The sequence below is a fragment of the Roseovarius conchicola genome (genome assembly GCF_041403425.1).
GTDB classification, from domain to species: Bacteria; Pseudomonadota; Alphaproteobacteria; order Rhodobacterales; family Rhodobacteraceae; genus Roseovarius; species Roseovarius conchicola.
The window spans coordinates 552,749-575,478 of sequence record NZ_JBGEHK010000002.1; the positions used below are offsets into that span (position 1 = coordinate 552,749).

The following is a 22,730-nucleotide window of genomic DNA, read 5'->3' on the forward strand; positions in this document are numbered from 1 at the left end:
CTCGATGACCGAGAGCGCAGACCCAGAACAGGACGTGATCCCATTATGAAACGTGTCTTTCCCGCCCATGCCTACGGCGAGGCCCCGCGCGAGAAGTGTTACTGGTCCTCGACCATCGACACGCCCGACTACCCCGCCGTCCAGGGTGAGTTCAGGGCCGATGTCGCTGTGATCGGCGCAGGCTTCACCGGGCTGAACGCGGCGCTGCATCTGTCTGAGGCGGGCGAGGATGTGATCGTGCTTGAAGCACAGACTCCCGGCTGGGGCGCATCCGGGCGCAATGGCGGGTTCTGCTGCCTCGGCGGGGCCAAGGCTTCGGACAGTATGATGCGCCGCGCTTACGGCGAGGCGGCGCGGCTGGAATTTCGGCTTGGCGAATATGAGGCTGTCAAATACGCCCAGGCCCTGATCGCCGAGCGCGGCATCGACTGCGGCACCCATTCCGAGGGCGAGACGGTGCATGCCCATACCGAAGACGCCATTCGCAACCTTCACGACATCGCCGAAAGCGTCGAGCGTGATCTGGGTGTCTCAAGCACGTTCATACCCAAGGACAAGCTGGCCGAGAATGGCATGAATGGCCCGTTTCATGCGGCGCTGACCACGCCGATTGGCTATGCGCTCAACCCTCTGAAATACACGCTGGGACTGGCTGCCGAGGTGGCCAAGGCCGGCGGGCGCATCTCGTCGCACTCGCCGGTTCTGCATATTGATCAAAACGATGGGTTCACCCTCAAAACGCCCAGTGCCACGGTGCGCGCAAAACGCCTTGTGGTGGCCACCAACGCCTATTCCTCGGACGATCTGCCGAAATGGATGGCCGGGCGGTACCTGCCCACGCAAACCAACGTCATCGTCACCCGTCCGCTGAGTGACAACGAGATCGGTGCGCAAGGGTGGTCCACCCACCAGATGAGTTATGATGATCGCTTCTTCCTGCATTACTTCCGCCTGATGCCCAACAAACGGATGCTGTTTGGCATGCGCGGCGGGCTGTTCAGCTCAACCGCTGCGGATGCCCGGATGAACCGCAAGATCCGCAAGGATTTCGAGACGATGTTCCCCCATTGGGCGCATGTTGAGACGCCCTATAACTGGCACGGTCTGGTGGCGCTTTCCAGCGATCTGACCCCCTATACCGGGCCGATCCCGGAAATGCCGGGGGCGTGGACCTCGCTCTGCTATCATGGAAACGGTGTGGCGATGGGCAGCTATGCCGGCGCGCTGATCGCTGATCAGATGCTCGGGCGCTCAGGCGCGCGGCTGCACCCCAAAATCATGCAGAAACCGCACGGGAAAATCCCGCTGGGCCGGTTCCGCCGGGCCACCTTCTGGCCGGTCTACGCCTTTGCCTGGCTGCGCGGAGAGTGAGAAGAAGCACCCAGCCCGGAATCAAGGCCGTAGGCCGCCGGGCCAGCGCCGGACCGCCCCGCCGGGCTGGCGCTTTGGCGAGGCTCGGTACTCGGCAGATAGGGTATGCGAGTTTTGCAGGCATAAAGTGCACCACATGAATGTTGAGGCGCCACCCCACGGTCCGGCGCTGGCCCTCTTTATCACCCCTGCGGCGTTTTGATCGCCCTTGCCGCGCCGCGTTTCAGCCCCAACCGGCGTTCGCGCCAGATAATGATGATCCCGGCCAAAATCACCAGGGCGGCCCCCATCAGCATGCTCCGGGTCGGTACCTCGTCGAACACCAGATACCCGATGATCAGCGCAAAGATCATCGAGGCATAATCAAACGGCGCCACGACGCTCGCATCGGCAAACCGATAGGCTGAGGTCAGGAAAATCTGTGCCGTCCCACCGATCAGCCCGGCCAGAACCAGACAGACCAACGCCCAGGCTTCCGGCCACACCCAGCCAAAAGGCAGGGTCAGCAGGGATAACAGCGTCGAGGTCAGCGAGAAGTAAAACACGATCGCGCTGGTCTGTTCGGTCGCCACCATCTTGCGGATGTAGATCTGTGCCAATGCCGCACACATTGCGCCCATCAGAACCAGGACCGCCCCCAAGGCTTGGGTCGTTTCAACCGTTGCACTGTTGAACGCTGTCAGGCGCGGAGACAGAACGATCAACACGCCGGCCAAACCCAATCCGACGGCGCTGATCCGGAAAATCCCGACCTTCTCGTTCAGGAACATCGCGGCAAACACGACCGTCAACAACGGCGCGGCATAGCCCAAAGCCGTCACCTCGGGCAGGGGCAACAGGCCGAGGCCCGCAAAGCCCAATCCCATCGCCACCGTGCCCACGAACCCCCGCCAGAAATGGCTGCTGGGCGAGGTCACACGCAATCCGGTCCGCAAATCCCCGCGCCACCACAGCCATGCCAGGATCACCGGAATGGCAAAGAACGAGCGGAAAAACACCGCCTCGCCCGGAGGTACATCCTCCGAGGCCGCTTTGATCAGTGAGGCCATGATGATGAACAACACCACGGCACAGAGTTTCAGGGCAATGCCCTTGATCGGTTGCATGCGCTATTGCTGCGCCCTGTTGCGCCAAAGGTCAATCGCAGGCCTTGCATATCCGCCTTCCGCTTTGGCAAATGGGGCATCAAGGACGAGGGCTGCACATGTATCAAGACAATCACCTGCTTCACCGCCTGTCTTCGGTGGGTGCACCCGACACGTGCTTTGCCACCCGCCCCGGCGCACCCGATCTCAGCTATGGTGATCTGTTCGCCGGGGCCGAGCGGATTGCGGCGGCCTTGGTGGCGAATGGCCTGACCCCGGGCGACCGCGTTGCTGTACAAGTGTCCAAATCGCTTGAAGCGGTACAGCTTTATCTGGGCACGGTGATGGCGGGGGGTATCTTCCTGCCGCTCAACACCGCCTATACCGGGGCCGAGCTGGGCTATTTCTTTGGCAATGCCACGCCGCGCATCGTGGTTTGCGACCCGGCGCGCGAGGCCGAAATTGCACCACTGACGGATGCCACGTTGCTGACGCTGGCGGGCGACGGCACAGGCAGCCTGATGCGTGCGGCCCAATCCCAATCGGGTTTTGTCGCCGCGCCCCGGGGGCCGGACGATCTGGCCGCGATCCTCTATACCTCGGGCACCACGGGGCGCTCGAAAGGGGCGATGCTGAGCCACGCAAATCTTGCCTCGAATTCCGAGACACTGCGGCAGGTCTGGGGGTTCACGGATCAGGATGTTCTGATCCACGCCCTGCCGATCTTTCACACCCACGGCTTGTTTGTCGCCACCAATGTGGCGCTTCTGGCCGGCGCGTCTGTCCACTTCCTGCCCGGCTTTGATGCCGACGCGATCCTTTCCGCCATGCCCCGTGCCACCGCTCTGATGGGCGTGCCGACCTTCTACACCCGTCTGCTGGATCACCCCGGCCTGACGCACGAGGCGGCAGCGAACATGCGCATCTTCATCTCGGGCTCGGCCCCGATGCTGGTGGACACGCATGAGAAGTGGCAAGCCACCACCGGCCACACCGTGATCGAACGCTACGGCATGACCGAAACCAACATGAACACCTCGAACCCTCTGAACGATCCGCGTCCCGGCACGGTCGGTCTTCCCCTGCCTGGCGTGGAACTGCAGGTCATGGCGAACGGGGTGCCTGTCGAACCCGGAGAGATTGGCGTGATCGAAGTGCGCGGGCCGAACGTGTTTCAGGGCTATTGGCAGATGCCCGAGAAAACCGCCGAAGAGCTGCGGACCGATGGTTGGTTCATCACCGGGGATCAGGGTTTCCAGGACAAGGACGGCTATGTCACCATCGTCGGGCGTGAAAAGGACATGGTGATTTCAGGCGGGTTCAACATCTATCCCAAAGAGGTTGAAAGCGTGATCGACGATATGCCGGGCGTTCTGGAAAGCGCTGTCATCGGCGTACCGCACCCCGATTTCGGCGAGGCGGTTGTGGCGGTGATCGTGCGCGATGAGGATACCATCACCGAAGCCGATGTCACCGCCGCGTTGTCAGATAAGCTGGCAAGGTTCAAACAGCCAAAACAGATGATCTTTCTCGCGGAACTGCCCCGCAACACGATGGGCAAGGTGCAGAAAAAGGCCTTGCGCGACACCTATCAGGAGCTTTTTGAGGGGTGACATCCAAAAAATTTTCGCACGAGAAATCTCGATCAAAGTAAGCTCATGCGAATGTCCTTAAACCTCGCGCAGTTTCGAAATATCCAAAGGGCATGACAGGTAAACGCCGAACTCCTGTCCGATATCTGCACTGACACGGGCGTGCACCGCGCCCTGCCTGTCCAGAAAGCGCCCGCTGTCGCCAACCGGGAACACACCCTCGTGCCAGATCCCGGCGTGGATATAGATCCCCTTCGTGCCATCGCTCCAGAATGCCACCACCTTGTCGGGCGACAGGTTGTCACCGGGAAGCGCTGCCGGGACGATAAAGGGCTGGCCGTCCAGAGGATAAAACATCTGCCCGCCATCAGGGTGATAATTCATGTGCCACAGCAGCACCTGGTCGCGGGGCGCTGTTGGCCGGTCTGTGCGTGCCTTTTGCGGATCAGCTGACCAGCCCAGAACATACCGGCCCTTAACGGCTTCGTTCTCGCCATAAAGAACATCACCGCGCCAATCGCATTTGAACGTTCCCTCGACGTAGCCTCCTTCGTCGCCGGTGCCATCGTCGATGGGCCGCCAGCCCTGCTGCGGCCAGCGGGTGATCTCGATCTCGAACGTATCAGGGTCGTCTACCAGACAGCCATACCCTGAAAGCGTGGCGTCAGTGGCGCGGATCAGCGGCACCTCGTGCCAGGGCAGAGACGGCTTGCTGGCGGCCTCAAAAAGATATTCCGGGGCACTCATGCGACAGTTTTACAATGGGTATCGACCACCCGCTGCACCATCGGTGCGAAATGGGCGAAACCGGGTGTGTCCATATCCGCGATCTTGCCCGCATCGTCCAAGTAGCGCACCGCGACAATTTCCTTCAGGTTTGGGTTCTTCTCGAACTCTGCAACCTCGTCGTCGCGCATCGGGCCGCCTTGCAGGTTCAGCGAATGCACGGATGCTTCGCTCAACCGGTTGAAATAGGCAGGCTTGGTCGCACACAAGTAGCGTTTGGCCGCAACGTGATAGCGCACGCAATCCGTCACAATGGAGGGAAAGAACTGTTCCAGCACTTCCGCCCCGGCTTCCTCGTGATACCGGTCTTCGGTGTCGTCCATCGAGAACGTGCCGAATTCAGACGTGAAATGCCCGATATCGTGCAATAGTGCCGCCACGATGATCTCTTCGCTTTGTCCGTTCTTCTCGGCAATCGTCGCGCCTTGCAGCATGTGCTCGGCCATGGTGACCGGCTCGCCCAGGTATTCCTCGCCGCCGCGCCGCTCAAAGATATCCGCCAGAAAGGCGACGATTGTTGTCCGATCCAGGCTCATTCTGCGGCCACTCCCAATTCCTGTACCAATGCCGCATGGGTCGAGCGCAGCCCGTCCATATCTGCATAACACCCCTGCAACCACCGGCTGCCTTCGCCGGAATAGCCTTTGCGCGCATGCAGAACGCGGGTGTTGTTGACGATGAAACACTCGCCCGGTGACAGTTTGAACGTCACTTCCATCTGCGGGTCATCAATGATCTCGCCCAGACGGCGATAGGCGGCGTAATAGTCCTCCATTTCGTCAAACGGCACATCGGTGATGGCGGCGGCCGAACGGTTGTTGAACCGCACGCCGATCATTTCACCATCAGGCGCCAGTTCGATCATCGGGCGGCGCGAGCGCAGGCAGACACCATCGCTTCCGGCATATTCAAACCGCGCGCAATAGCGGCTGAGCAGGTCAAACCCGCGTGGATTTTCTGCCTGCAGCCGCTCGGCACAGGCAAAGCCGTCCACCACCATATTCTCGCCCCCCTCGGCCGAGTTTTCGAGGCAATAGAGAATTTGCACCGTGGGCACCGGATCGCGGTAGGGATTGTCGGTATGGGCCTGAAGGCCAAGGCCGGTGAAGGCGAGGTTGGTGGGGTTCACCTCGGTGCGAACCTCGAACCATTTGCCGTAATTGGTTTCGCGAATATAGCCGAACAGATCGGCGACTTGCGTCAGCGCGCCATCCTCAACCGGCCCGCCGGTCAGCTTGCCAAACCCATAGCGCGCCACCCCGCCCAGCCATGTTGCCCGCGCGGTACGGTCCTGGGTGACGGCGTTGAAATCGGCCTCGGGGATGGAGCCAGACAGGGCATTGTCCCACGTCTCAATCCCGGGCGCGGTCCAGCCGGCGGCCGAGTGTTCGGCGCGGTCATAGGCATGATCCATCAGCCACGCGGCCTCGAAGGTGACGGTCTTGTCCTCGGGGGTGAACGTGATCTGCACGGCGTCGCCAGATATCTCGGCGGCACTCACCACCGTGTCAGCCGGGATATCGCGCAAGGCAATCAATCGCTGACCATTCCCGGGATCACGCGTGGCCGGATCAGGCGCATTATCGCGCAGCCAGATGGCATGAAATCGCGTGTCGTTCAGCGCAATGGCGCGCCCGTCATCAATGATCGAAACCTGCATGTCATAGCCTCTTGCTGCGATAGATCATCTGTCCATCATGCAAAAGCGCCGCCCTTCGGTCTTCGCGAAAGGCGACGCTCTACTATGCCTGAAAGCGACAATTTCTCGTCGCATTCCGGTTATGGGGGCGGATGATGACCACTGCCCGCATGGTACTGAAAGGTCTGCTTTGCGGGACGGAGCCGGCATTGCCCCCGCGCGGAATCAAGGCGAAGCCGCCGCGCGATCGCCAGACCGCCCGCAAGGGCTGGCGATTTGGCAAGGGAGGCGCAACGCGGTGATCTTTTGCGGATTTGACTGCCATAAAGTGCTCTGCACAAAGGTCGGGTCGCCACCCCGCGGTCTGGCCATCGCACGGCTTAGCTTAATAACCGCAAAAGGCTCAGAGCCGACCCCCCCATCCTACGTCGCGGCCGCCCGTGTCAGGGACAGGCGCGCCGTCTCAAGATGCTCTTTCATGATATTGGCCGCGCGTTCCGGCTCTCGGGTGCGGATCGCGTTCAGGATCTGGCGGTGCTGGGCGTTGTAGGTGGTGATCGTGGCCTCATCCAGGGTCAGGTGGCGCATACGGGTCCAGTCATCCTGCCCGCGCACATTGCCGATCTGGTCGATGATCCAGATCAGCAACCCGTTGCGGGTGGAATCCACAAGCGCCCGGTGAAACGCCGTGTCCGCCTCGGAAAAGGCCATCGGATCGCCAAGGCAGTTTTCCATTCTGGTGCACAGGGTTTCCAAAAGGTCGAAATCGGCCCGCCGCCCATGCAGCACCGCGAGTCTGCAAATATGCGGCTCCAGCGCGAATCGGGTGTCCATCAATTCCAGCGGCGTGGCGTTTTCGACGGCCGAGGCGGCCGTGTCGTCGGGCTTGTGCACCACATAGGTGCCGCTGCCTGGGCGGATTTCCACGAATCCTTCCTCTTCCAGCTGCATCAGCGCTTTGCGCACCGTGCCGCGTGCCGCGCCATAGCGTTCGGACAGAACCCGCTCGGGGGGCAATCGGTCGTGAAGTTGCAGATTTCCCTTTGAAATTTCGCGCCGAACCAATGCTGCGATATCTGTCGCGCCCAGTTTCTGCTCAAATTGTGCGGTCATTCGGAAATCTCCAAGTTTGTACCAATAATATACCAATTAGTTATGTTTTGCAACAGAAAAGGCCCTTTTGGATCAAAAGTGGTTGACTTTTGGCGCGTTCAGAGAAAAACTTTAGCCATCCTAGCATCATTTCACGGAAAGATGCATCCACCTAGCTGCCGCAAGGATCATCAGAATGGTTTTGTCTCAAGTCGCATTTCAGCTTCTTCACGACACCAGCCAGCCTGTCCTCAGCAGCAATTCATTTGTTTCAGACCGATCGTGGCAACCCCCGTGCCGCATCGTTCAGGTCTGTCTTCGGGGATCATAATACCAACCGCCGCAACCGGCGTCAGACCCGGACCGGCATCTATCAGGGAGAGTACCTTTGGCCGAAACCGATCTTGAAAGATTTGTAGAAGCGCCCGGACGGGCCGAGAAAATCAAAGAAGTCCGCAAGATGATTGATGCCAAGGGCATCGAATATCTCTACCTGCAATTTGTGTCGGTCACCGGCAAGATCATGGGCAAGGGCATTCCCGCCGACCATTGGGAAGCCATCGCCATGAAGGGCTTCCAGCTGGTCTACGGCGCCACTGTGAACCTGTTCACCGACCGCGCCGGCAACTATCTGGGGTATGGCCCCGAGGCCGCCGAACTGGTCGGTATCCCCGAGCCGGAAACCTTCATGCAGCTGCCCTGGGCGCCGGAAATCGGCCGCTTCTACTGCACGCTGTTCCGCAACCGTGAGGAAAAGGAAAATCCGGGTGGCTACCTGACGTCAGACAGCCGCGGCAACCTGCGCCGCATGCATGAGGAATTCAAAGCCAAGCATGGCCGCAGCCTGCGCATCGGCACCGAGCCGGAAATGATGTGGCTGAAGTTTGACGAGAACGGCAAGCCGAAAGACGGCTACTCCAAGCCTTACTGCTATCACATCGACCAGTTTGAATCGCTGCGCCCCGTTTCGATGCAGGTGATCCGCTATGCCCGTGCCATGGGACTGGATATGATCCAGGGCGACCACGAGGATGCGCCGGGTCAATTGGAACTGAACTGGATGTTCGACGACGTTCTGCGCAACGCCGACCGTCTGACCACCTATCGCCAGATCTGTGCCCAGGTGGCGCGTGAAAATGGCATCTTCGCCTGCTTCATGACCAAGCCGTTCATGGGCGTGTCGGCCTCGGGCTGTCACCATAACATGTCGCTCTGGCGCGGCGGCGAGGATCAGTTCGTGAAATGCGGCAACGATCCCGACGATCTGCCCGGCATGGCCGATAACTACATGTATGTGAAAGGTGGCGAAAACACCTTCATGCCCGACGACGACGATCCGCAGATGCCCGGTAAAGAAGGGCTTGAGGCGATCGGCGGCGTGGTCCACCACCTGCAGGCCCTGACGGCCATCGGGTCTTCGACGGTGAACTCCTATCGCCGCCTGTGGGATACCGGCTTCTGGGCACCGATCTTCGCGGATTGGGGCTTCCAGAACCGCACCACCGGTCTGCGCGTTTCGGCCCCGGGTCGCTTCGAGTACCGCTCGGTCGATAGTATGGTGAACCCCTACCTGATGGGCACCACCCTGCTGGCGGCCATGGATGACGGCATCGACAACAAGCTCGATCCGGGTCAGCCCGAAGAGCGCAACATCTACGAGGCCATCAAGGCCGGCAAGCAGGTCAAGAAACTGCCGATGTCTCTGGGAGAGGCGCTTGAATACCTCGAGAAGAGTGAAGTCGTGCAGCGCGGTCTGCCCGGCGAAATGTATCGCTTGTTCCACGAATACAAGTACGACGAGTATGCCCGCTTCATGGCAACCGTCACCGATTGGGACAACGACACCTACATGGAATGCCTTCCCTGAGGCCTTCCATCTCTGGGCGGCAGGCCCCGAAGGTCTGCCGCCCGTTTTTTGAATACACGACCTAACCCTCAAACCTGAAGGAGGCGCTTCCAGATGTGTGGAATTGCTGGATTGATTCACAAGGGCAAAAGTTCGTCTGTCGGCTCGGAAATGACAGCGATGCTGCAGGCCCTTAAACACCGGGGGCCGGACAGCACCGGCTACGCGGTATATGGAGAACCCACCGAGGGCGATTACGTGATGCGCCTGAAAGTGGCCGAAGCCGAAGACATGGACCGCGGCCGCGGTATCCATCAGGTCATTGTCGACCGTATCGAAGAGGTGGAAACCATCCTCAAAGAGCACGGCGCCAAGATCAAATCCAAGGAGGCGCCCCGCGAATACTCGCTGCGCTATGTCCTGACCCATGATGGTGACACCGGCACCATGGCGGAACATATCGAAGAAACCGAAGGCGTCGAAATCCTGTCGATGGGCAACGGCCTTGAACTGATCAAGGATCTGGGCGACGCGGCCGTTGTGTCCGAAGCCTATGGCCTGAATGATTTCCAGGGCACGCATGGCATCGGCCATACCCGCATGGCCACGGAATCGGACGTCGACATCAAATCGGCCCACCCTTACTGGGCGTTCCCCTATAACGACGTCTCGGTTGTGCATAACGGCCAGATCACCAACTACTGGATCATGCGCCGCGAGATGGAGCGCAAGGGCCACCGGTTCATGTCGAACTGTGACTCTGAACTGCTGGCGGTCTACACCGCGCACAACCTGGCCAATGGCGTTTCGCTTGAAGACAGCCTGCGTCAATCCATCGACGAGATCGACGGCGTGTTCACCTATCTGGTGGCCACCAAGGATCAACTGGGCATGGCCAAGGACACGATGGCTGCCAAGCCGCTGGTCCTTTACGAAAGCGACGATCTGATCGCCATGGCCAGCGAAGAGGTCGCCATCCGCGCGATCCTTCCCGAAGAAATCGACACATATGACCCTTACGACGAGGAGGTCCGGGTATGGCAAGCGTAAGTGACGCAGAACTCAAGGAAATGACTCAGGACGAGCGCGCCAAAGCGCTCGGGATGACAACGGAACAGCTGACCGGTCAATCGCTCTATGTCGAGTTTGACCCCGACGCCGAGGAACGGTTCACCTATCCCTGGGCCCCCGAGGTCGACTTCAACAAGCGGACCGAGATCGACTGTGATGGCAAAACCACCACCGAGGTCAACGCCAATATCCGCGAGCTGATGGCCGAAGGCTATGGCACGATCGTGCTGCAGAACCCGCGCGGCATGCACTCGCTGGGTGTGGGCATCCTGTCCAAGCTGAACCTGATCATCGAAGGCTCGACCGGCTACTTCGCCGTGGGTCTGATCGACGGTCCGAACGTGCGCATCACTGGCCGCGTGGGCTGGTCCTGTGGCGAGAACATGATGTCCGGCACGATCATGATCGAAAAGAACGCCGGCTCCACCTTCGGGGCAGCCATTCGTGGCGGCGATCTGGTCTGCCGTGGCTCTGTTGGGTCGCGTACAGGCATCGACCAGAAGGGCGGCACGATCATCGTTGGCGGTGACACCGGCGCGCTCAGTGGCTTCATGATGCAACGGGGCCGGATGGTTGTCTGCGGCAATGCCGGCAAGAACCTGGGCGACTCGATGTATGACGGGACGATCTATGTCGGTGGCGACGTCAAATCCTACGGGGTTGACGCGGTCGAAGCCGAACTGACCGATCTCGACAAGGCATGGTTGACCCGCAAGCTGACGCAATATGGCCTGATGCCCGACAAGGGCGTGGATCACTTCACCAAGGTCGTCGCAGGCAAGCAGCTGTGGAACTACGACAACCTCGAACCGAACGAGAAGAAACTCATTCTGTAAACCTCGGCCCCGGCCCCCGAGGGGGCTGTGCCATTCCCTAAACGGAAAGGAAAACACCATGGCTGACGGAGATCTGCCCAAAAAACCAGCGCTGGCGCGCGATGTAAACCGCATCGGTGACAGCTTCATCTTCCCCCCGGCGGTGATGGATGACATCCACATCAAATCCGAGCTTGGACGCTACCGGATGCGGGGTTTCTCGCTGTTCAAGAAAATCCCCCATTGGGATGACCTGACCTTCCTGCCGGGCACGCTGACCCGCTTCGTGATCGAAGGTTACCGCGAGAAATGCGAAACCAAGACGATCATCGGCCCCCGTGCCAAGAAGCCGCTCGAACTCGATATCCCGATCTACATCACCGGGATGAGCTTTGGCGCGCTGAGCTATGAAGCCAAAACCGCTCTGGCCCGTGGCGCCACAATGGCCGGAACCGCGACATGCTCGGGCGAAGGCGGGATGATCCCGGATGAACGCCGCTATAGCTCCAAATGGTTCTATCAGTGCATTCAGTCGCGTTATGGCTTCAACCCCAACCACCTCGTGTTGGCGGATGGCTGTGAATTCTTCATCGGCCAGGGCTGTAAAGTGGGCCTGGGTGGCCACCTGATGGGTCAGAAAGTGACCGACCAGGTTGCCGAGATGCGCAGCCTGCCTGCCGGGATCGACCAACGCTCACCCGCCCGTCACCCTGACTGGCTGGGCCCGGACGATCTGGCCCTGAAAATTCAGGAAATCCGCGAAGCCACGGATTGGCAAATCCCGATCCAGCTGAAACTGGGCGCCAGCCGCGTTTATGACGACGTGCGCATGGCCGTTAAATGCGATCCCGACTCGATCTATATCGACGGGATGGAAGGCGGCACCGGCGCTGGCCCGCACCTTGCCACCGAAGACACCGGTGTGCCCGGCATGGCCGCGATCCGTCAGGCCCGCAAGGCCATCGACGATCTGGGCAAGCGCGGCGAGATCAGCCTGGTTTACGCGGGCGGTATCCGCAACGGGGCCGACGTGGCCAAGGCCGTTGCCCTGGGTGCAGATGCGATCGCCATCGGCCACTCGGCCATGATGGCGCTGAACTGCAACAAGGACATCCCCGAGGCCAACTATCCCGACGAAATCGGTGCCGAGCCGGGCTATTGCTATCACTGCCACACGGGCCGCTGCCCGGTTGGCGTGGCCACGCAGGATCCCAAGCTGCGCGAGCGGCTTGACCCGGATGCGGCGGCGGAACGTGTGTACAACTTCCTGCACACGCTCACCATCGAGGCACAGCTTTTCGCCCGTGCCTGCGGCAAGACCTATCTCCACTCGCTAGAGCCCGAGGATCTGGCTGCATTGACGATGGAAGCCTCGGCCATGGCCGGTGTGCCGCTTGCGGGCACCAACCACACCGTTGGCGTCGAAGACTATCACCACCTGTAAACGGTGGGTTGAAAACCCACCCTACCGCATACCGTAGGGTGGGATTTGATCCCACCATCCGAAAGGAGAAAACAAATGGCTGGAACACAGTACCGCGGCTCCGAGATCAAGGATGTCGATCAGTTCCTTAAGGATTCGGACGGCCTTGAATCCGAACGCGAAAAGGAAATCGGTCAGCACATTGGCTATCGCTATGACGTGAACCTTGTGCCTGATTACAACCGCATCACCCCCTTCCTGACCAAGTATATGGAAGTCATGGGCTGGGACGATCTCAACTGGCTTGAGGATGTCCATATGGGCTATGAAGAGGGTGCCGCAGCGGTGTTTGACCGCAACAACAATGGCTGGGTGCGTGTGCCGGAATCGGTGAAACTGCCCGACAATCAGCAGGACCGCGACATGATTGCCCGCGAATTCCTGATCAAGTTCCAGATGTCGGACCGTCATCCTCTGGTATCGCTCAGAAAAGCCTACATGAAGTTCTGAAGGGTTTCCGGCGTGTTGCTGTGCAACCGACAACACGCCGAAACACCCGGAACCTGTCACTGTTGTGGCCGTTTTGAAATCGAGTTGCTTTCCAGCTTTGTCTCGAAACGTTTGTGACCTTCGAGGATACCCATGGCCCGCCCGCTTGATATCGCCTGTCTTCAGACACGGCCAATGCCCGACTTTCAGTCGGCACTGGACGAGGCGGTGCCGCTGGCCCAGGCTGCTGCCAAGGCGGGGGCCGATATCCTGTTCCTGCCGGAATATTGCGGCGGGCTGAGAACAGAGGGGGCGGCGGTGACGCCGCCTTCGGCCCCTCAGGAGGATCATCCGTTCCTGAAGGCGATGCAGGGTTTTGCCGCCGAGGCGCGCATATGGGTTAATCTCGGCTCGATTGCCGTGGATGCCCCTGATGGCCGCATCCTAAACCGTGGTTTGATGATCGACGACACAGGCGCCATCCGTGGCAGCTATGACAAAATCAACATGTTCGATATTCAGCTGTCCGAGACGGAGGTCTATCGCGAAAGTGCGGCGGTCAGTCCCGGGTCGAAAGCGGTGGTGCATGACACGCCCTTTGCCCGCATCGGGCACACGATCTGCTATGATCTGCGCTTTCCCGAACTGTTTCGCACATTGGCGCAGGCGGGGGCGGAGGTTCTGATCTGCCCTGCCGCCTTCACGAAAAAGACAGGCGAGGCGCATTGGCATATCCTCAACCGGGCGCGGGCCATCGAAAACACCTGTTTCGTGATCTCGCCCTGCGCCATTGGCGATGTGCCCGGTGGCGGCGAATGCTTTGGCCACTCTCTGGTGATCAACCCGTGGGGCGAGGTGATCGCCGATGGCGGCACGACCCCGGGCGTCGTTCAGGCACAGATTGACCTGGATATGGTCGGCGAGACGACTCGCAAGATCCCCAGCCGTACGGTGGATCAGCCCTTTAGCCTGACCGGCCCAAGCTAGGCCGATTTTCAGGGCAATGACCAGACCCCGGCAAAGTGCCGGGGCAATACAATCATAATATAAAACATAACATAAACCGGAGGACAGTCATGACTGAACAAACAAATCCAACCGTGGCACGGGGGGGCGCCGATGACGGCGGCCTGCACCGGGCCATTGGTTGGCCACAGGCGTTCTGGCTGGCCAGCGGCGTTCCGGCACTGGTTCTGTTTTCGATCGGGGGCATTGCCGCCACGATCGGCAATCCCTCCTGGGCCATCTGGATAATATCCGTCAGTTTCGGCTTCCTTCAGGCTTTTATCTACGCCGAAATCGCCGGTCTCTTCCCCTCCAAAAGCGGCGGTGCCTCGGTCTATGGCGCGGCCGCCTGGGTGCGCTACAGCCGCATCCTCGCTCCGCTATCGGTCTGGTGCAACTGGCTGGCCTGGACGCCGGTTCTGGCGATCGGCGGCGGCTTGGCGGCGGGCTATATCTTGACGGTGTTCTTTGATGCCGACAGCGCCGTGCGCAGCTGGGAAATTGTCCTGGTCAATCTCGACTTTCTCAAGTCGGACCTGGCGCTGCGGGTTGATGCCACCTTTCTTCTCGGGGCGCTGATCCTGCTGCTGGTCTTTGCCATGCAGCATGGCGGTGTTCTTCGGGCGGCGAAATTTCAGACGATCATGGGTCTGGCCGTGGTCATTCCGCTGCTGATCGTGGGGTTTGTCCCGCTGCTGTCAGGCGATGTGCTGGCCGAAAACCTCACGCCGCTCAAGCCGCTGGCCTTTGACGATGCAGGCAACCTCACCGAAGGCGTCTGGGATATTCCGGGCTGGACGCTTTTCCTTGGCGGTCTCTTCATCGCGGCCTGGTCGGCCTACGCGTTTGAAACCGCGATCTGCTACACGTCCGAGTTCAAGGATCCCGCCCGCGATACATGGCGCGCGATCCTCTTCGCGGGGATGTTGTGCATCGTGGTCTATACCGTCGTGCCGCTGTCGTTTCAGGGGGTGCTTGGTGTCGAGGGCATGTTGCAGGAAGGCATTGTCGATGGTTCGGCCGTGGCCGGTGCCATGGCGGGCATGGTCGGCGGCGGATCAGTTGTCTTCTCGCTGATGGTCATCATGCTGATCCTCGCCTTGCTGCTGGCGGTGATGACCTCGATGGCCGGGTCTTCGCGCACGCTCTATCAGGGCGGAATCGACGGCTGGCTGCCCCGCTATCTGGGCCGCGCCAACAGCCACGGGGCACCAGCCAATGCCATGTGGACCGATCTGGGCTTCAACCTGATCCTGCTGATGATGTCGGACTACCTGTTCGTGCTGGCGGTGTCGAATTGCTGCTACCTGATCTTCAACTTCCTGAACCTCAACGCAGGCTGGATTCACCGGATCGACAGCGCCGATACCCCGCGCCCATGGCGTTGCCCGACGCCGCTGATGGCGGTGGGCGTGGCGCTCAGCTTCGTCAACGCGGTGCTGCTCGGGGCCGGTGCCAATGTCTGGGGCGAGGGCACGCTGATGTCCGGTATTATCGCGGCGCTGCTGATCATCCCGGTCTTTGCCTTCCGGCACTGGGTGCAGGACAAGGGCAAGTTCCCGCAGCAAATGCTGGATGACCTGCATGTCTCCTCGCGCGACCTGGATGTCCGCAAGGCTGGCGTGTTGCCCTATGTTGTTCTGGCGGCGGGGATTGGGGTCGCGATCGTGGCTAACCAAATCTTCCACCTCTAGGCAAATACGAGTAACCTATCCGGGCCGCCCATATCTGGTGGCCCGGACAAAACTGAAAAGGAACGTCGCATGAGCCTTGCCGCACAACTGGGCCAATCCTATTCCGATCACCCCCTGCGCCAGACCTTCATGAAATGGCAATGCCGGGTGCGCCAGCTGAACATGCGCGAAGGCGATGGCCGCCCCGACGACGCGATCATGCCGGCCGTCTATCTCGACGGGGCCGAGGCACCGCTTGGCCATATCATTACCCTGATGAACAAGACGCCGGGCTACTCCGTCACGCCCGAGTTCCTGCATATGGCCAAGAAAACCCACGATCCGGCGCAACGCCGCGCGGATGCGATGAAATTCCTGTCCTCGACCTATTACCAGAAGGCTTCTGAGTTTTCGGATGTCCTGACCGCCACCTTCCCGCCGGGCTCGGAGGGGGCGCTGACAATTCGCCGCGCGAAAAGCTGTCGGCTGGTGTTCGAGGCTTATTCCCAACGCTTTGATCTGTCCTGCAAGGTCTGGAAGCTGGCGGCGCATAACACGCTTTACCAGGCGACCATGGCCCATAACCGTCTGTTCAACCCCGCGATCCCGCCCGACACGGTGGTTCTGGGGTTCGAGCCGGACTGGGGGGCAAGCCGCTCGGAAAATCTGGGCCGCTAGACCGCTTCGCAGCAGCTAGCCTCCCGCGCCGACCAACAAAATTGTGTTCGTCCCGTCCCGTCACATGCATTGACGAATGCCCGCGCGCATTGCCAAGATGTTTCGGAACAGCCGCCACGCCCCGGATAGGGCCGGGGGCTACGGACAAGCGTTGGGACAGCACCATTTATGACCGCACTTTTGCGCGTTGAAGACCTCAGTATCGCCTTTGGTGACGCCCCTCCCGTTGTCAGCGGAGTCAGCTTTGCGGTCGAAAAGGGCCAGACCCTCGCGCTGGTCGGCGAAAGCGGATCGGGCAAGACGATCAGTTGCCGCTCCCTGTTGCGTATCCTGCCCAGGAAGGCGCGCCTGACCAGCGGTGTGATGATGTTTGAAGGTCGCGACGGCCCGCAGGACCTGATGTCGCTCAGCGAACGGCAGATGCGCGCTATTCGCGGCAACACGATCTCGATGATCTTTCAGGAACCGATGCGCTCGCTCTCGCCCCTGCACCGGGTTGGCAATCAGGTGATCGAGGCGCTGCGCCTGCACCGCGGCGTCAGCGCGGCCAAGGCCAAATCGGCGGCGATTGAACAGTTTGAGCGGGTCGGCTTTCCCGATCCCGAACGCGCCTACCGCGCCTATCCGTTTGAGCTGTCGGGTGGCATGCGCCAGCGGGCGATGATTGCCATGGCGATGATCTCGAAACCCGAATTGCTGATCGCGGACGAACCGACCACGGCGCTGGATGTCACCACGCAGGCGCAGGTCCTGGGTCTGATCAAGGAATTGCAACGCGACACCGGCACTGCCGTCATTCTGGTCACCCATGATCTGGGCGTGGTGGCCAACATGGCAGAAACCGTGGTGGTCATGAACAAGGGCCGGGTGATGGAATCCGGGCCTGCCACCGCCATCCTCGGCGCTCCCGCCCATGCCTATACGCAAAAGCTGTTTTCGGCCGCCCCGATGATCCCCGAGGTGGCCAAACCGGCCCCGCCCGTACCGCAGGATGACCTGATTCTGTCGATGTGCGATCTGTCCAAAACCTACCATGTGCGCGGCTCGTCGCGCTGGAAACCCGACGTGCTGGTGCGTGCCTGTCGCGGCGTCGATCTGTCAGTCACGCGCGGCAAAACGCTGGCCATTGTCGGTGAAAGCGGCTCGGGCAAAACCACCTGCGCGCGCATCGCGCTGGGGGCCGAGATGCCGGATGAAGGTGGCGAGGTGCTGTTTCGCGCCACACCGGATGCCGATCCGATTGCCGTTCACGCCATGAACCGCGCCACCCGCACGGCTTTTCAGAAGCAGGCACAGATGGTGTTTCAGGATCCCTATTCCTCGCTCAGCCCCCGGATGCGGGTGATCGACGCTTTGACCGAGCCGTTGGAGATCCACGGGCTTGGCACCCGCTTGGAACAGCGCGACAAAGCTGCCGAAATGCTGGGCTGGGTCGGGCTGAAACCCGAGATGCTCTATCGCTATCCGCATGCGTTTTCCGGCGGCCAACGCCAACGCCTGTCGATTGCCCGCGCCCTGATGCTGGACCCGTCTTTGCTGGTCTGTGACGAACCGACCTCGGCGCTGGATGTCTCGGTACAGGAACAAATCCTCTGCCTGCTCGAAGACATTCAACAGCGCGCGGGCCTGTCCTACCTCTTCATCAGTCACGATCTGGCCGTGGTGGCGCGGATCGCCGATGAGGTGGCGGTGATGCGTCAGGGCATGGTGGTGGAACAGGCCCCGCCCGAAACGCTGTTTTATGACCCGCAACATCCCTACACCAAGGCGCTGATCGCCGCGCAGCCCGAGCCGGATATCGACCGCCCCATCAACCTCAAGCTGGTGGCACAAGGGGCAGGGGACCCCGACACCTGGCCCGAGGCGTTCCGTTTTACCCCCGATCTCACACCCCGCCTGACCGAGATGGCCCCGGGCCACAGGGTACGCTGCCATGCGTAAATGGTTGGTTGCCCTGATCCTCGCCTGCGGTGTCTCAACCGCGCAGGCCGGGCCCGCGCTGGAAGAAAGCCAGTTCTGGTCTGACGAGGTCGAGGCCGGATATCTGCCCCCCGTGGCCGAGCGGGTGCCGGACATGCCGCTGGTCGTTGATCCCGAAGCCAAAGGCCGCCTGCCGGGGCAGCAGGGCGGCACCTTGCGCACCCTGGTGTCACGCTCCAAGGATATCCGTCAGATGGTGGTCTATGGCTATGCCCGGCTTGTCGGGTATGACGACGCCTATAACATTGTGCCCGACATCCTTCTGGACTTTGAGAATGAAGGGAACCGCAGGTTCACCTTCCATCTGCGCCCGGGGCATAAATGGTCCGACGGGCACCCCTTCACCTCGGCGGATTTTGAGTATTACTGGGACCACGTGGTCAACAACGAAGAGCTGACCCCCGGCGGCCCGTCCGAACTGTTGCTGGTCGATGGCGTGCCGCCGCGCGTGTCCTTCCCGGATGAGGTGACGGTGATCTATGAATGGGACGCGCCGAACCCCAATTTCCTGGGGGCCCTGGCACAGGCCAGCCCCTTGTTCATCTATCGTCCGGCTCATTATCTCAAACAGTTTCACGCCGATTTCGCCGATGCGGAAAGCCTCAAGGTGATGATGGAAGAAAAGCGGGTGCGCAGCTGGGCGGCGCTGCATAACCGCTTGGACAACATGTATAAATTCGACAATCAGTATGAGCCGACCCTACAGCCATGGATGAACGCAACCGGTAAGGCAGGCACCCGCCACCTGTTTGTGAAGAACCCGTTTTACCACCGGATCGACACGGCCGGCATTCAACTGCCCTATATCGACATTGTGCAGATGACCGTCGTCTCGGGCGGGCTTATCGCGGCCAAAACCAACGCGGGCGAGGTGGATTTGCAGGCCCGCGGACTGTCCTTCCGCGACATCTCGGTTCTGAAAAAGGGCGAGGCCGATGGCATGCCCTACAGCACGCATCTGTGGGCCAATGGCGTGGCCAGCCAGATTGCGATCTACCCCAATCTGAATTTCAACGATCCGGTCTGGCGTGACGTGCTGCGCGACGTGCGGGTGCGCCGCGCCCTCAGCCTTGCCATTGACCGCCGGATGATCAACCGTGCGCTCTATTTCGGACTGGGCAAAGAGGGCGGCATGACCGCCCTGTCCCAAAGCCCGTTTTTTGACCCCGCCCGCCTGACCGCCTGGGCGCTTTACAACCCCGAACTGGCCAATCAACTGCTGGACGAGGCGGGCCTCGGCGAACGCCGCGCGGACGGTATCCGCCTGTTGCCCGATGGCCGCCCGATGGAGCTCGTGGTGGAAACCGCTGGTGAGAGGCAAGAGGTTGAAAACGCTCTGCAAATCATCACCGACACCTGGCGCGATGCGGGGGTCAAACTGATCATGCGCCCGCTGGATCGCGATATCCTGCGCAACCGGGTCTATTCGGGCGTCACCATGGCCTCGGTCTGGTTCGGCTGGGACAACGGCATCCCCACGGCGGGCACGCCACCCGATTACCTGGCCCCGAAACATCAGGATTTCCTCTCCTGGCCCAAATGGGGACAATACTATCAGACCCACGGCAAGGCCGGGGAGGCCCCGGATCTGGAGGCCGCATCCCGCTTGATGGAGCTGTCCTACGCGTGGCGCGATGCCCCCACCGACGCCGCCCGCAGCGCGATCTGGCGCGAGATGCTGGACATCCATGCGGATCAGCAATTCGCCATCGGCATCCTCTCCGAAGCGCCCCAGCCCGTTGTGGTGTCCGACCGGCTGCGCAACGTGCCCGATGCGGCGATCTGGGCATGGGATCCGGGCGCGCATTTCGGGGTGCACCGCGTCGATGAATTCTGGATCGACCTCGGCGCCGAGGTCACGCAATGAGCCTGCTGAAATACGCCGCCTACCGGTTCATGACCATGGTGCTGACGCTGGGCGTGGTCTCGGTTCTGGTGTTTTTCATCATCAACCTGCCGCCGGGCGATTACCTGTCCAACCAGATCGCCGAATTGCAGGCGACGGGTCAAAGCGCGGCGGTCGAAAAGGCCGAATTCCTGCGCGCCGAATATGCGCTGGATCGCCCGCTTTGGCAGCAATACCTGATCTGGATTGGGGCCATCCCCGGACCCAACGGGTTTTCCGGCCTGTTGCAGGGCGATTTCGGCTGGTCCTTCGAGTTCGATCAGCCCGTCGCCGATATCGTCGGCGATGCCCTGTGGCTGACCGTTCTGGTCAATCTGGCGGCGGTTCTCTTTGTCTACATGGTCGCGTTGCCTTTGGGCGTGCTGGCAGCGGCGAAATCGAAAACATGGGTCGATTACTCGGCCGCCTTCGTGGGCTATCTGGGCCTTGCCACGCCCAACTTCCTGCTGGCGCTGATCCTGTTCTATTACGGCCAGAAATATCTCGGCCTGCCCATCGGCGGGCTGATGGACCCGCAGTTCGAGGGCGAACCGATGAGCTGGGACAAGGTTAAGTCGATCCTCATTCACCTGATCGTGCCCACCTTCGTGATTGGCACGTCTGGCGCGGCGGCGATGATGCAACGCCTGCGCGCCAACCTTCTGGATGAACTGGGTAAACCTTACGTGGAAACCGCCCGCGCCAAGGGCATGGCCCCGGCGCGGATGCTGTCCAAATACCCGCTGCGCATGGCGTTCAATCCGTTCGTGGCCGATATCGGCAACCTGCTGCCCTCGATGATCTCGGGCTCGGTTCTGGTGTCGGTGGTGCTGGGCCTGCAAACCATCGGTCCGGCCTTGTTGGCTGCGCTGAAAAGTCAGGATCAGTTTCTGGCCGGGTTCATCCTGATGTTCGTCGCCCTGCTGACCCTGATCGGCACGATGATTTCCGATCTGCTGCTCGTCCTGCTGGACCCGCGCATCCGCTACGGGGGGCGCAAGGCATGACCCAACTGCCCGACGGACGTTATGTGGACGATGCCCCCTATGATCCGGATGAAAACATCAACCGGATCGAACGGGCCGAGTTTGACGCCCCCAACTGGCTGCTGGTCTGGCGCAAGTTCAAACAGCACAAGCTGGGCCTGTGGTCGGGCATCTTCCTGCTGTTTTCCTACCTGATGCTGCCCTTCGCCGGGTTCATCGCGCCCTACACGCCGTCCGAGCGCAACGCCGATCACCTCTATGCCCCGCCCCAGATGGTGCATTGGTTTCACGAGGGTTCACTGGTGGGCCCGTTCGTCTATCCACGCACCGCGGTGGCCGATCTTGAAAACTTCCAATGGACCTATGAGACGGACACGACCCGCCCGATGCCGCTGCAGTTTTTCTGCGAGGGCGACAGCTATCGTCTGGCCGGGCTGATCAAGACCGACACCCATCTGTTCTGCGCCTCCGAAGGCTCAACCGTGTTCCTGCTGGGCTCGGACAGGCTTGGCCGCGATGTGTTCAGTCGCATCCTTTACGGCGCGCAATTGTCGCTGACCGTGGGGCTGATCGGCATCACCGTCTCGTTCATCCTTGGCATCGGCTTTGGCTCGATTGCCGGGTATTTCGGCGGGCGGATCGACTGGTTCATCCAGCGCAAGATCGAAATACTCCGCTCACTGCCGGAACTGCCCTTATGGTTGGCCCTCTCGGCGGCGGTCCCGTCCAGTTGGGGGCCCGTGGCGGTGTTCTTCATCATCTCGGTGATCCTTGGGATACTGGATTGGCCGGGGCTGGCCCGCGCGGTGCGCGCCAAATTCCTGTCCTTACGGGAAGAAGAATACGTGCGCGCGGCTGAGATGATGGGCGCCTCCTCCGGCCGGGTGATCCGCCGCCACCTGCTGCCCAATTTCGTCAGCCACCTGATCGCCTCGGCCACCCTGTCGATCCCGGCGATGATACTGGGGGAAACGGCGCTCAGCTTCCTTGGCCTCGGCCTGCGCGCGCCGGCGGTCAGCTGGGGGGTGATGCTGAACGACGCGCAGAACCTTGCTTCGATCGAGATTTACCCGTGGACGGCGATCCCCATGCTGCCGATCATCATCGTAGTGCTGGCGTTCAACTTCCTCGGGGATGGGCTGCGCGACAGCCTTGATCCTTACGAGCAGTAGGGCGTTGAGGCGCGCGATGGCCAGACCGCGGGATGGCGATCCAACCTTTGTGTGATGCGCTTTATGGTCGCCAAATCCGCAATAGATCACTGCATTGCACCAAGCCGGGCCAAATCGCCAGCCCATGCGGGCGGTCTGGCGA

At 60.9% G+C, this 22,730-nt stretch carries 19 protein-coding genes; 14 read left to right on the forward strand and 5 right to left on the reverse strand.

The features are described 5' to 3' along the window. Positions 1-45 precede the first annotated feature (45 nt). Entirely contained in the window at positions 46-1,371 is a 1,326-nt protein-coding gene (locus V6N02_RS08575; protein ID WP_371225118.1) for an NAD(P)/FAD-dependent oxidoreductase, read from the forward strand. Between the two features lie 182 nt (positions 1,372-1,553). On the opposite strand, the gene V6N02_RS08580 is transcribed toward V6N02_RS08575, so the two are convergent. Beyond that, a complete protein-coding gene (locus tag V6N02_RS08580; RefSeq protein ID WP_371225119.1) occupies positions 1,554-2,477 on the reverse strand; it encodes a DMT family transporter in 924 nt (307 codons plus the stop codon). A gap of 98 nt (positions 2,478-2,575) precedes the next feature. Here V6N02_RS08580 and V6N02_RS08585 point away from each other — a divergent pair, with 98 nt between their 5' ends. Beyond that, a complete protein-coding gene (locus tag V6N02_RS08585; protein ID WP_371225120.1) occupies positions 2,576-4,069 on the forward strand; it encodes a malonate--CoA ligase in 1,494 nt (497 codons plus the stop codon). A gap of 57 nt (positions 4,070-4,126) precedes the next feature. Here the strand turns inward: V6N02_RS08585 and V6N02_RS08590 are convergent, their stop codons facing one another. The 4 genes from V6N02_RS08590 to V6N02_RS08605 form a co-directional block, all read right to left on the reverse strand. Continuing rightward, complete coding sequence (locus tag V6N02_RS08590) at positions 4,127-4,795, reverse strand: ureidoglycolate lyase (protein WP_371225121.1); 669 nt, start codon at positions 4,793-4,795, stop codon at positions 4,127-4,129. Continuing rightward, positions 4,792-5,370 (reverse strand): (R)-1-hydroxy-2-trimethylaminoethylphosphonate oxygenase, encoded by a 579-nt coding sequence (tmpB, locus tag V6N02_RS08595; protein ID WP_371225122.1) that lies wholly within the window; start codon positions 5,368-5,370, stop codon positions 4,792-4,794. Before tmpB ends, V6N02_RS08590 begins: the two co-directional genes overlap by 4 nt. Continuing rightward, on the reverse strand, positions 5,367-6,494 hold the full coding sequence (tmpA, locus tag V6N02_RS08600; RefSeq protein WP_371225123.1) for a 2-trimethylaminoethylphosphonate dioxygenase: 1,128 nt from the start codon (positions 6,492-6,494) through the stop codon (positions 5,367-5,369). Before tmpA ends, tmpB begins: the two co-directional genes overlap by 4 nt. A 402-nt stretch (positions 6,495-6,896) precedes the next feature. Further along, on the reverse strand, positions 6,897-7,586 hold the full coding sequence (locus V6N02_RS08605) for a FadR/GntR family transcriptional regulator (RefSeq protein ID WP_371225124.1): 690 nt from the start codon (positions 7,584-7,586) through the stop codon (positions 6,897-6,899). A gap of 367 nt (positions 7,587-7,953) precedes the next feature. Here V6N02_RS08605 and V6N02_RS08610 point away from each other — a divergent pair, with 367 nt between their 5' ends. The 12 genes from V6N02_RS08610 to V6N02_RS08665 all read left to right on the forward strand — a co-directional run bounded on the left by V6N02_RS08610 (position 7,954) and on the right by V6N02_RS08665 (position 22,588). Next, positions 7,954-9,432 carry a glutamine synthetase family protein gene (locus tag V6N02_RS08610; RefSeq protein WP_371225125.1) on the forward strand — a complete coding sequence of 493 codons (1,479 nt, stop codon included), beginning with the start codon at positions 7,954-7,956 and terminating at the stop codon, positions 9,430-9,432. 93 nt (positions 9,433-9,525) lie between these two features. Continuing rightward, positions 9,526-10,461, forward strand: coding sequence for a class II glutamine amidotransferase domain-containing protein (locus tag V6N02_RS08615; protein ID WP_371225126.1), 936 nt, complete (start codon positions 9,526-9,528; stop codon positions 10,459-10,461). Further along, positions 10,449-11,318 (forward strand): GltB/FmdC/FwdC-like GXGXG domain-containing protein, encoded by an 870-nt coding sequence (locus V6N02_RS08620; RefSeq protein ID WP_371225127.1) that lies wholly within the window; start codon positions 10,449-10,451, stop codon positions 11,316-11,318. Before V6N02_RS08615 ends, V6N02_RS08620 begins: the two co-directional genes overlap by 13 nt. 58 nt (positions 11,319-11,376) lie before the next feature. Then, complete coding sequence (locus V6N02_RS08625) at positions 11,377-12,741, forward strand: FMN-binding glutamate synthase family protein (protein WP_371225129.1); 1,365 nt, start codon at positions 11,377-11,379, stop codon at positions 12,739-12,741. Positions 12,742-12,816: 75 nt separating this feature from the next. Next, on the forward strand, positions 12,817-13,230 hold the full coding sequence (locus V6N02_RS08630; RefSeq protein WP_371225130.1) for a hypothetical protein: 414 nt from the start codon (positions 12,817-12,819) through the stop codon (positions 13,228-13,230). 174 nt (positions 13,231-13,404) lie between these two features. Beyond that, complete coding sequence (locus V6N02_RS08635; RefSeq protein WP_420884251.1) at positions 13,405-14,196, forward strand: carbon-nitrogen hydrolase family protein; 792 nt, start codon at positions 13,405-13,407, stop codon at positions 14,194-14,196. 89 nt (positions 14,197-14,285) lie between these two features. Beyond that, a complete protein-coding gene (locus V6N02_RS08640; RefSeq protein ID WP_371225132.1) occupies positions 14,286-15,908 on the forward strand; it encodes a trimethylamine N-oxide permease in 1,623 nt (540 codons plus the stop codon). Between the two features lie 69 nt (positions 15,909-15,977). After that, the gene (locus V6N02_RS08645; RefSeq protein WP_371225133.1) at positions 15,978-16,565 is read left to right on the forward strand and encodes a hypothetical protein; all 588 of its coding nucleotides are present in this window, start codon (positions 15,978-15,980) and stop codon (positions 16,563-16,565) included. Positions 16,566-16,733: 168 nt separating this feature from the next. Next, entirely contained in the window at positions 16,734-18,506 is a 1,773-nt protein-coding gene (locus V6N02_RS08650; protein ID WP_371225134.1) for an ABC transporter ATP-binding protein, read from the forward strand. Then, positions 18,499-20,412 (forward strand): ABC transporter substrate-binding protein, encoded by a 1,914-nt coding sequence (locus tag V6N02_RS08655; protein ID WP_371225135.1) that lies wholly within the window; start codon positions 18,499-18,501, stop codon positions 20,410-20,412. Before V6N02_RS08650 ends, V6N02_RS08655 begins: the two co-directional genes overlap by 8 nt. Next, positions 20,409-21,437, forward strand: coding sequence for an ABC transporter permease (locus tag V6N02_RS08660; RefSeq protein WP_371225136.1), 1,029 nt, complete (start codon positions 20,409-20,411; stop codon positions 21,435-21,437). The genes V6N02_RS08655 and V6N02_RS08660 overlap by 4 nt, the downstream gene beginning before the upstream one ends. After that, complete coding sequence (locus tag V6N02_RS08665) at positions 21,434-22,588, forward strand: ABC transporter permease (protein WP_371225137.1); 1,155 nt, start codon at positions 21,434-21,436, stop codon at positions 22,586-22,588. The genes V6N02_RS08660 and V6N02_RS08665 overlap by 4 nt, the downstream gene beginning before the upstream one ends. Positions 22,589-22,730: the final 142 nt, after the last annotated feature.

Excerpts from the sequence above, each read along its gene's own strand:
- V6N02_RS08585 (WP_371225120.1), top strand. The coding sequence starts at position 2,576 with ATGTATCAAGACAATCACCTGCTTCACCGCCTGTCTTCGGTGGGTGCA.
- tmpA (WP_371225123.1), bottom strand. The coding sequence starts at position 6,494 with ATGCAGGTTTCGATCATTGATGACGGGCGCGCCATTGCGCTGAACGAC.
- V6N02_RS08630 (WP_371225130.1), top strand. The coding sequence starts at position 12,817 with ATGGCTGGAACACAGTACCGCGGCTCCGAGATCAAGGATGTCGATCAG.
- V6N02_RS08640 (WP_371225132.1), top strand. The coding sequence starts at position 14,286 with ATGACTGAACAAACAAATCCAACCGTGGCACGGGGGGGCGCCGATGAC.
- V6N02_RS08615 (WP_371225126.1), top strand. The coding sequence starts at position 9,526 with ATGTGTGGAATTGCTGGATTGATTCACAAGGGCAAAAGTTCGTCTGTC.
- V6N02_RS08625 (WP_371225129.1), top strand. The coding sequence starts at position 11,377 with ATGGCTGACGGAGATCTGCCCAAAAAACCAGCGCTGGCGCGCGATGTA.
- V6N02_RS08605 (WP_371225124.1), bottom strand. The coding sequence starts at position 7,586 with ATGACCGCACAATTTGAGCAGAAACTGGGCGCGACAGATATCGCAGCA.
- V6N02_RS08650 (WP_371225134.1), top strand. The coding sequence starts at position 16,734 with ATGACCGCACTTTTGCGCGTTGAAGACCTCAGTATCGCCTTTGGTGAC.
- V6N02_RS08590 (WP_371225121.1), bottom strand. The coding sequence starts at position 4,795 with ATGAGTGCCCCGGAATATCTTTTTGAGGCCGCCAGCAAGCCGTCTCTG.
- V6N02_RS08580 (WP_371225119.1), bottom strand. The coding sequence starts at position 2,477 with ATGCAACCGATCAAGGGCATTGCCCTGAAACTCTGTGCCGTGGTGTTG.
- V6N02_RS08620 (WP_371225127.1), top strand. The coding sequence starts at position 10,449 with ATGGCAAGCGTAAGTGACGCAGAACTCAAGGAAATGACTCAGGACGAG.
- V6N02_RS08655 (WP_371225135.1), top strand. The coding sequence starts at position 18,499 with ATGCGTAAATGGTTGGTTGCCCTGATCCTCGCCTGCGGTGTCTCAACC.
- V6N02_RS08660 (WP_371225136.1), top strand. The coding sequence starts at position 20,409 with ATGAGCCTGCTGAAATACGCCGCCTACCGGTTCATGACCATGGTGCTG.
- V6N02_RS08645 (WP_371225133.1), top strand. The coding sequence starts at position 15,978 with ATGAGCCTTGCCGCACAACTGGGCCAATCCTATTCCGATCACCCCCTG.
- V6N02_RS08635 (WP_420884251.1), top strand. The coding sequence starts at position 13,405 with ATGCCCGACTTTCAGTCGGCACTGGACGAGGCGGTGCCGCTGGCCCAG.
- tmpB (WP_371225122.1), bottom strand. The coding sequence starts at position 5,370 with ATGAGCCTGGATCGGACAACAATCGTCGCCTTTCTGGCGGATATCTTT.
- V6N02_RS08665 (WP_371225137.1), top strand. The coding sequence starts at position 21,434 with ATGACCCAACTGCCCGACGGACGTTATGTGGACGATGCCCCCTATGAT.
- V6N02_RS08575 (WP_371225118.1), top strand. The coding sequence starts at position 46 with ATGAAACGTGTCTTTCCCGCCCATGCCTACGGCGAGGCCCCGCGCGAG.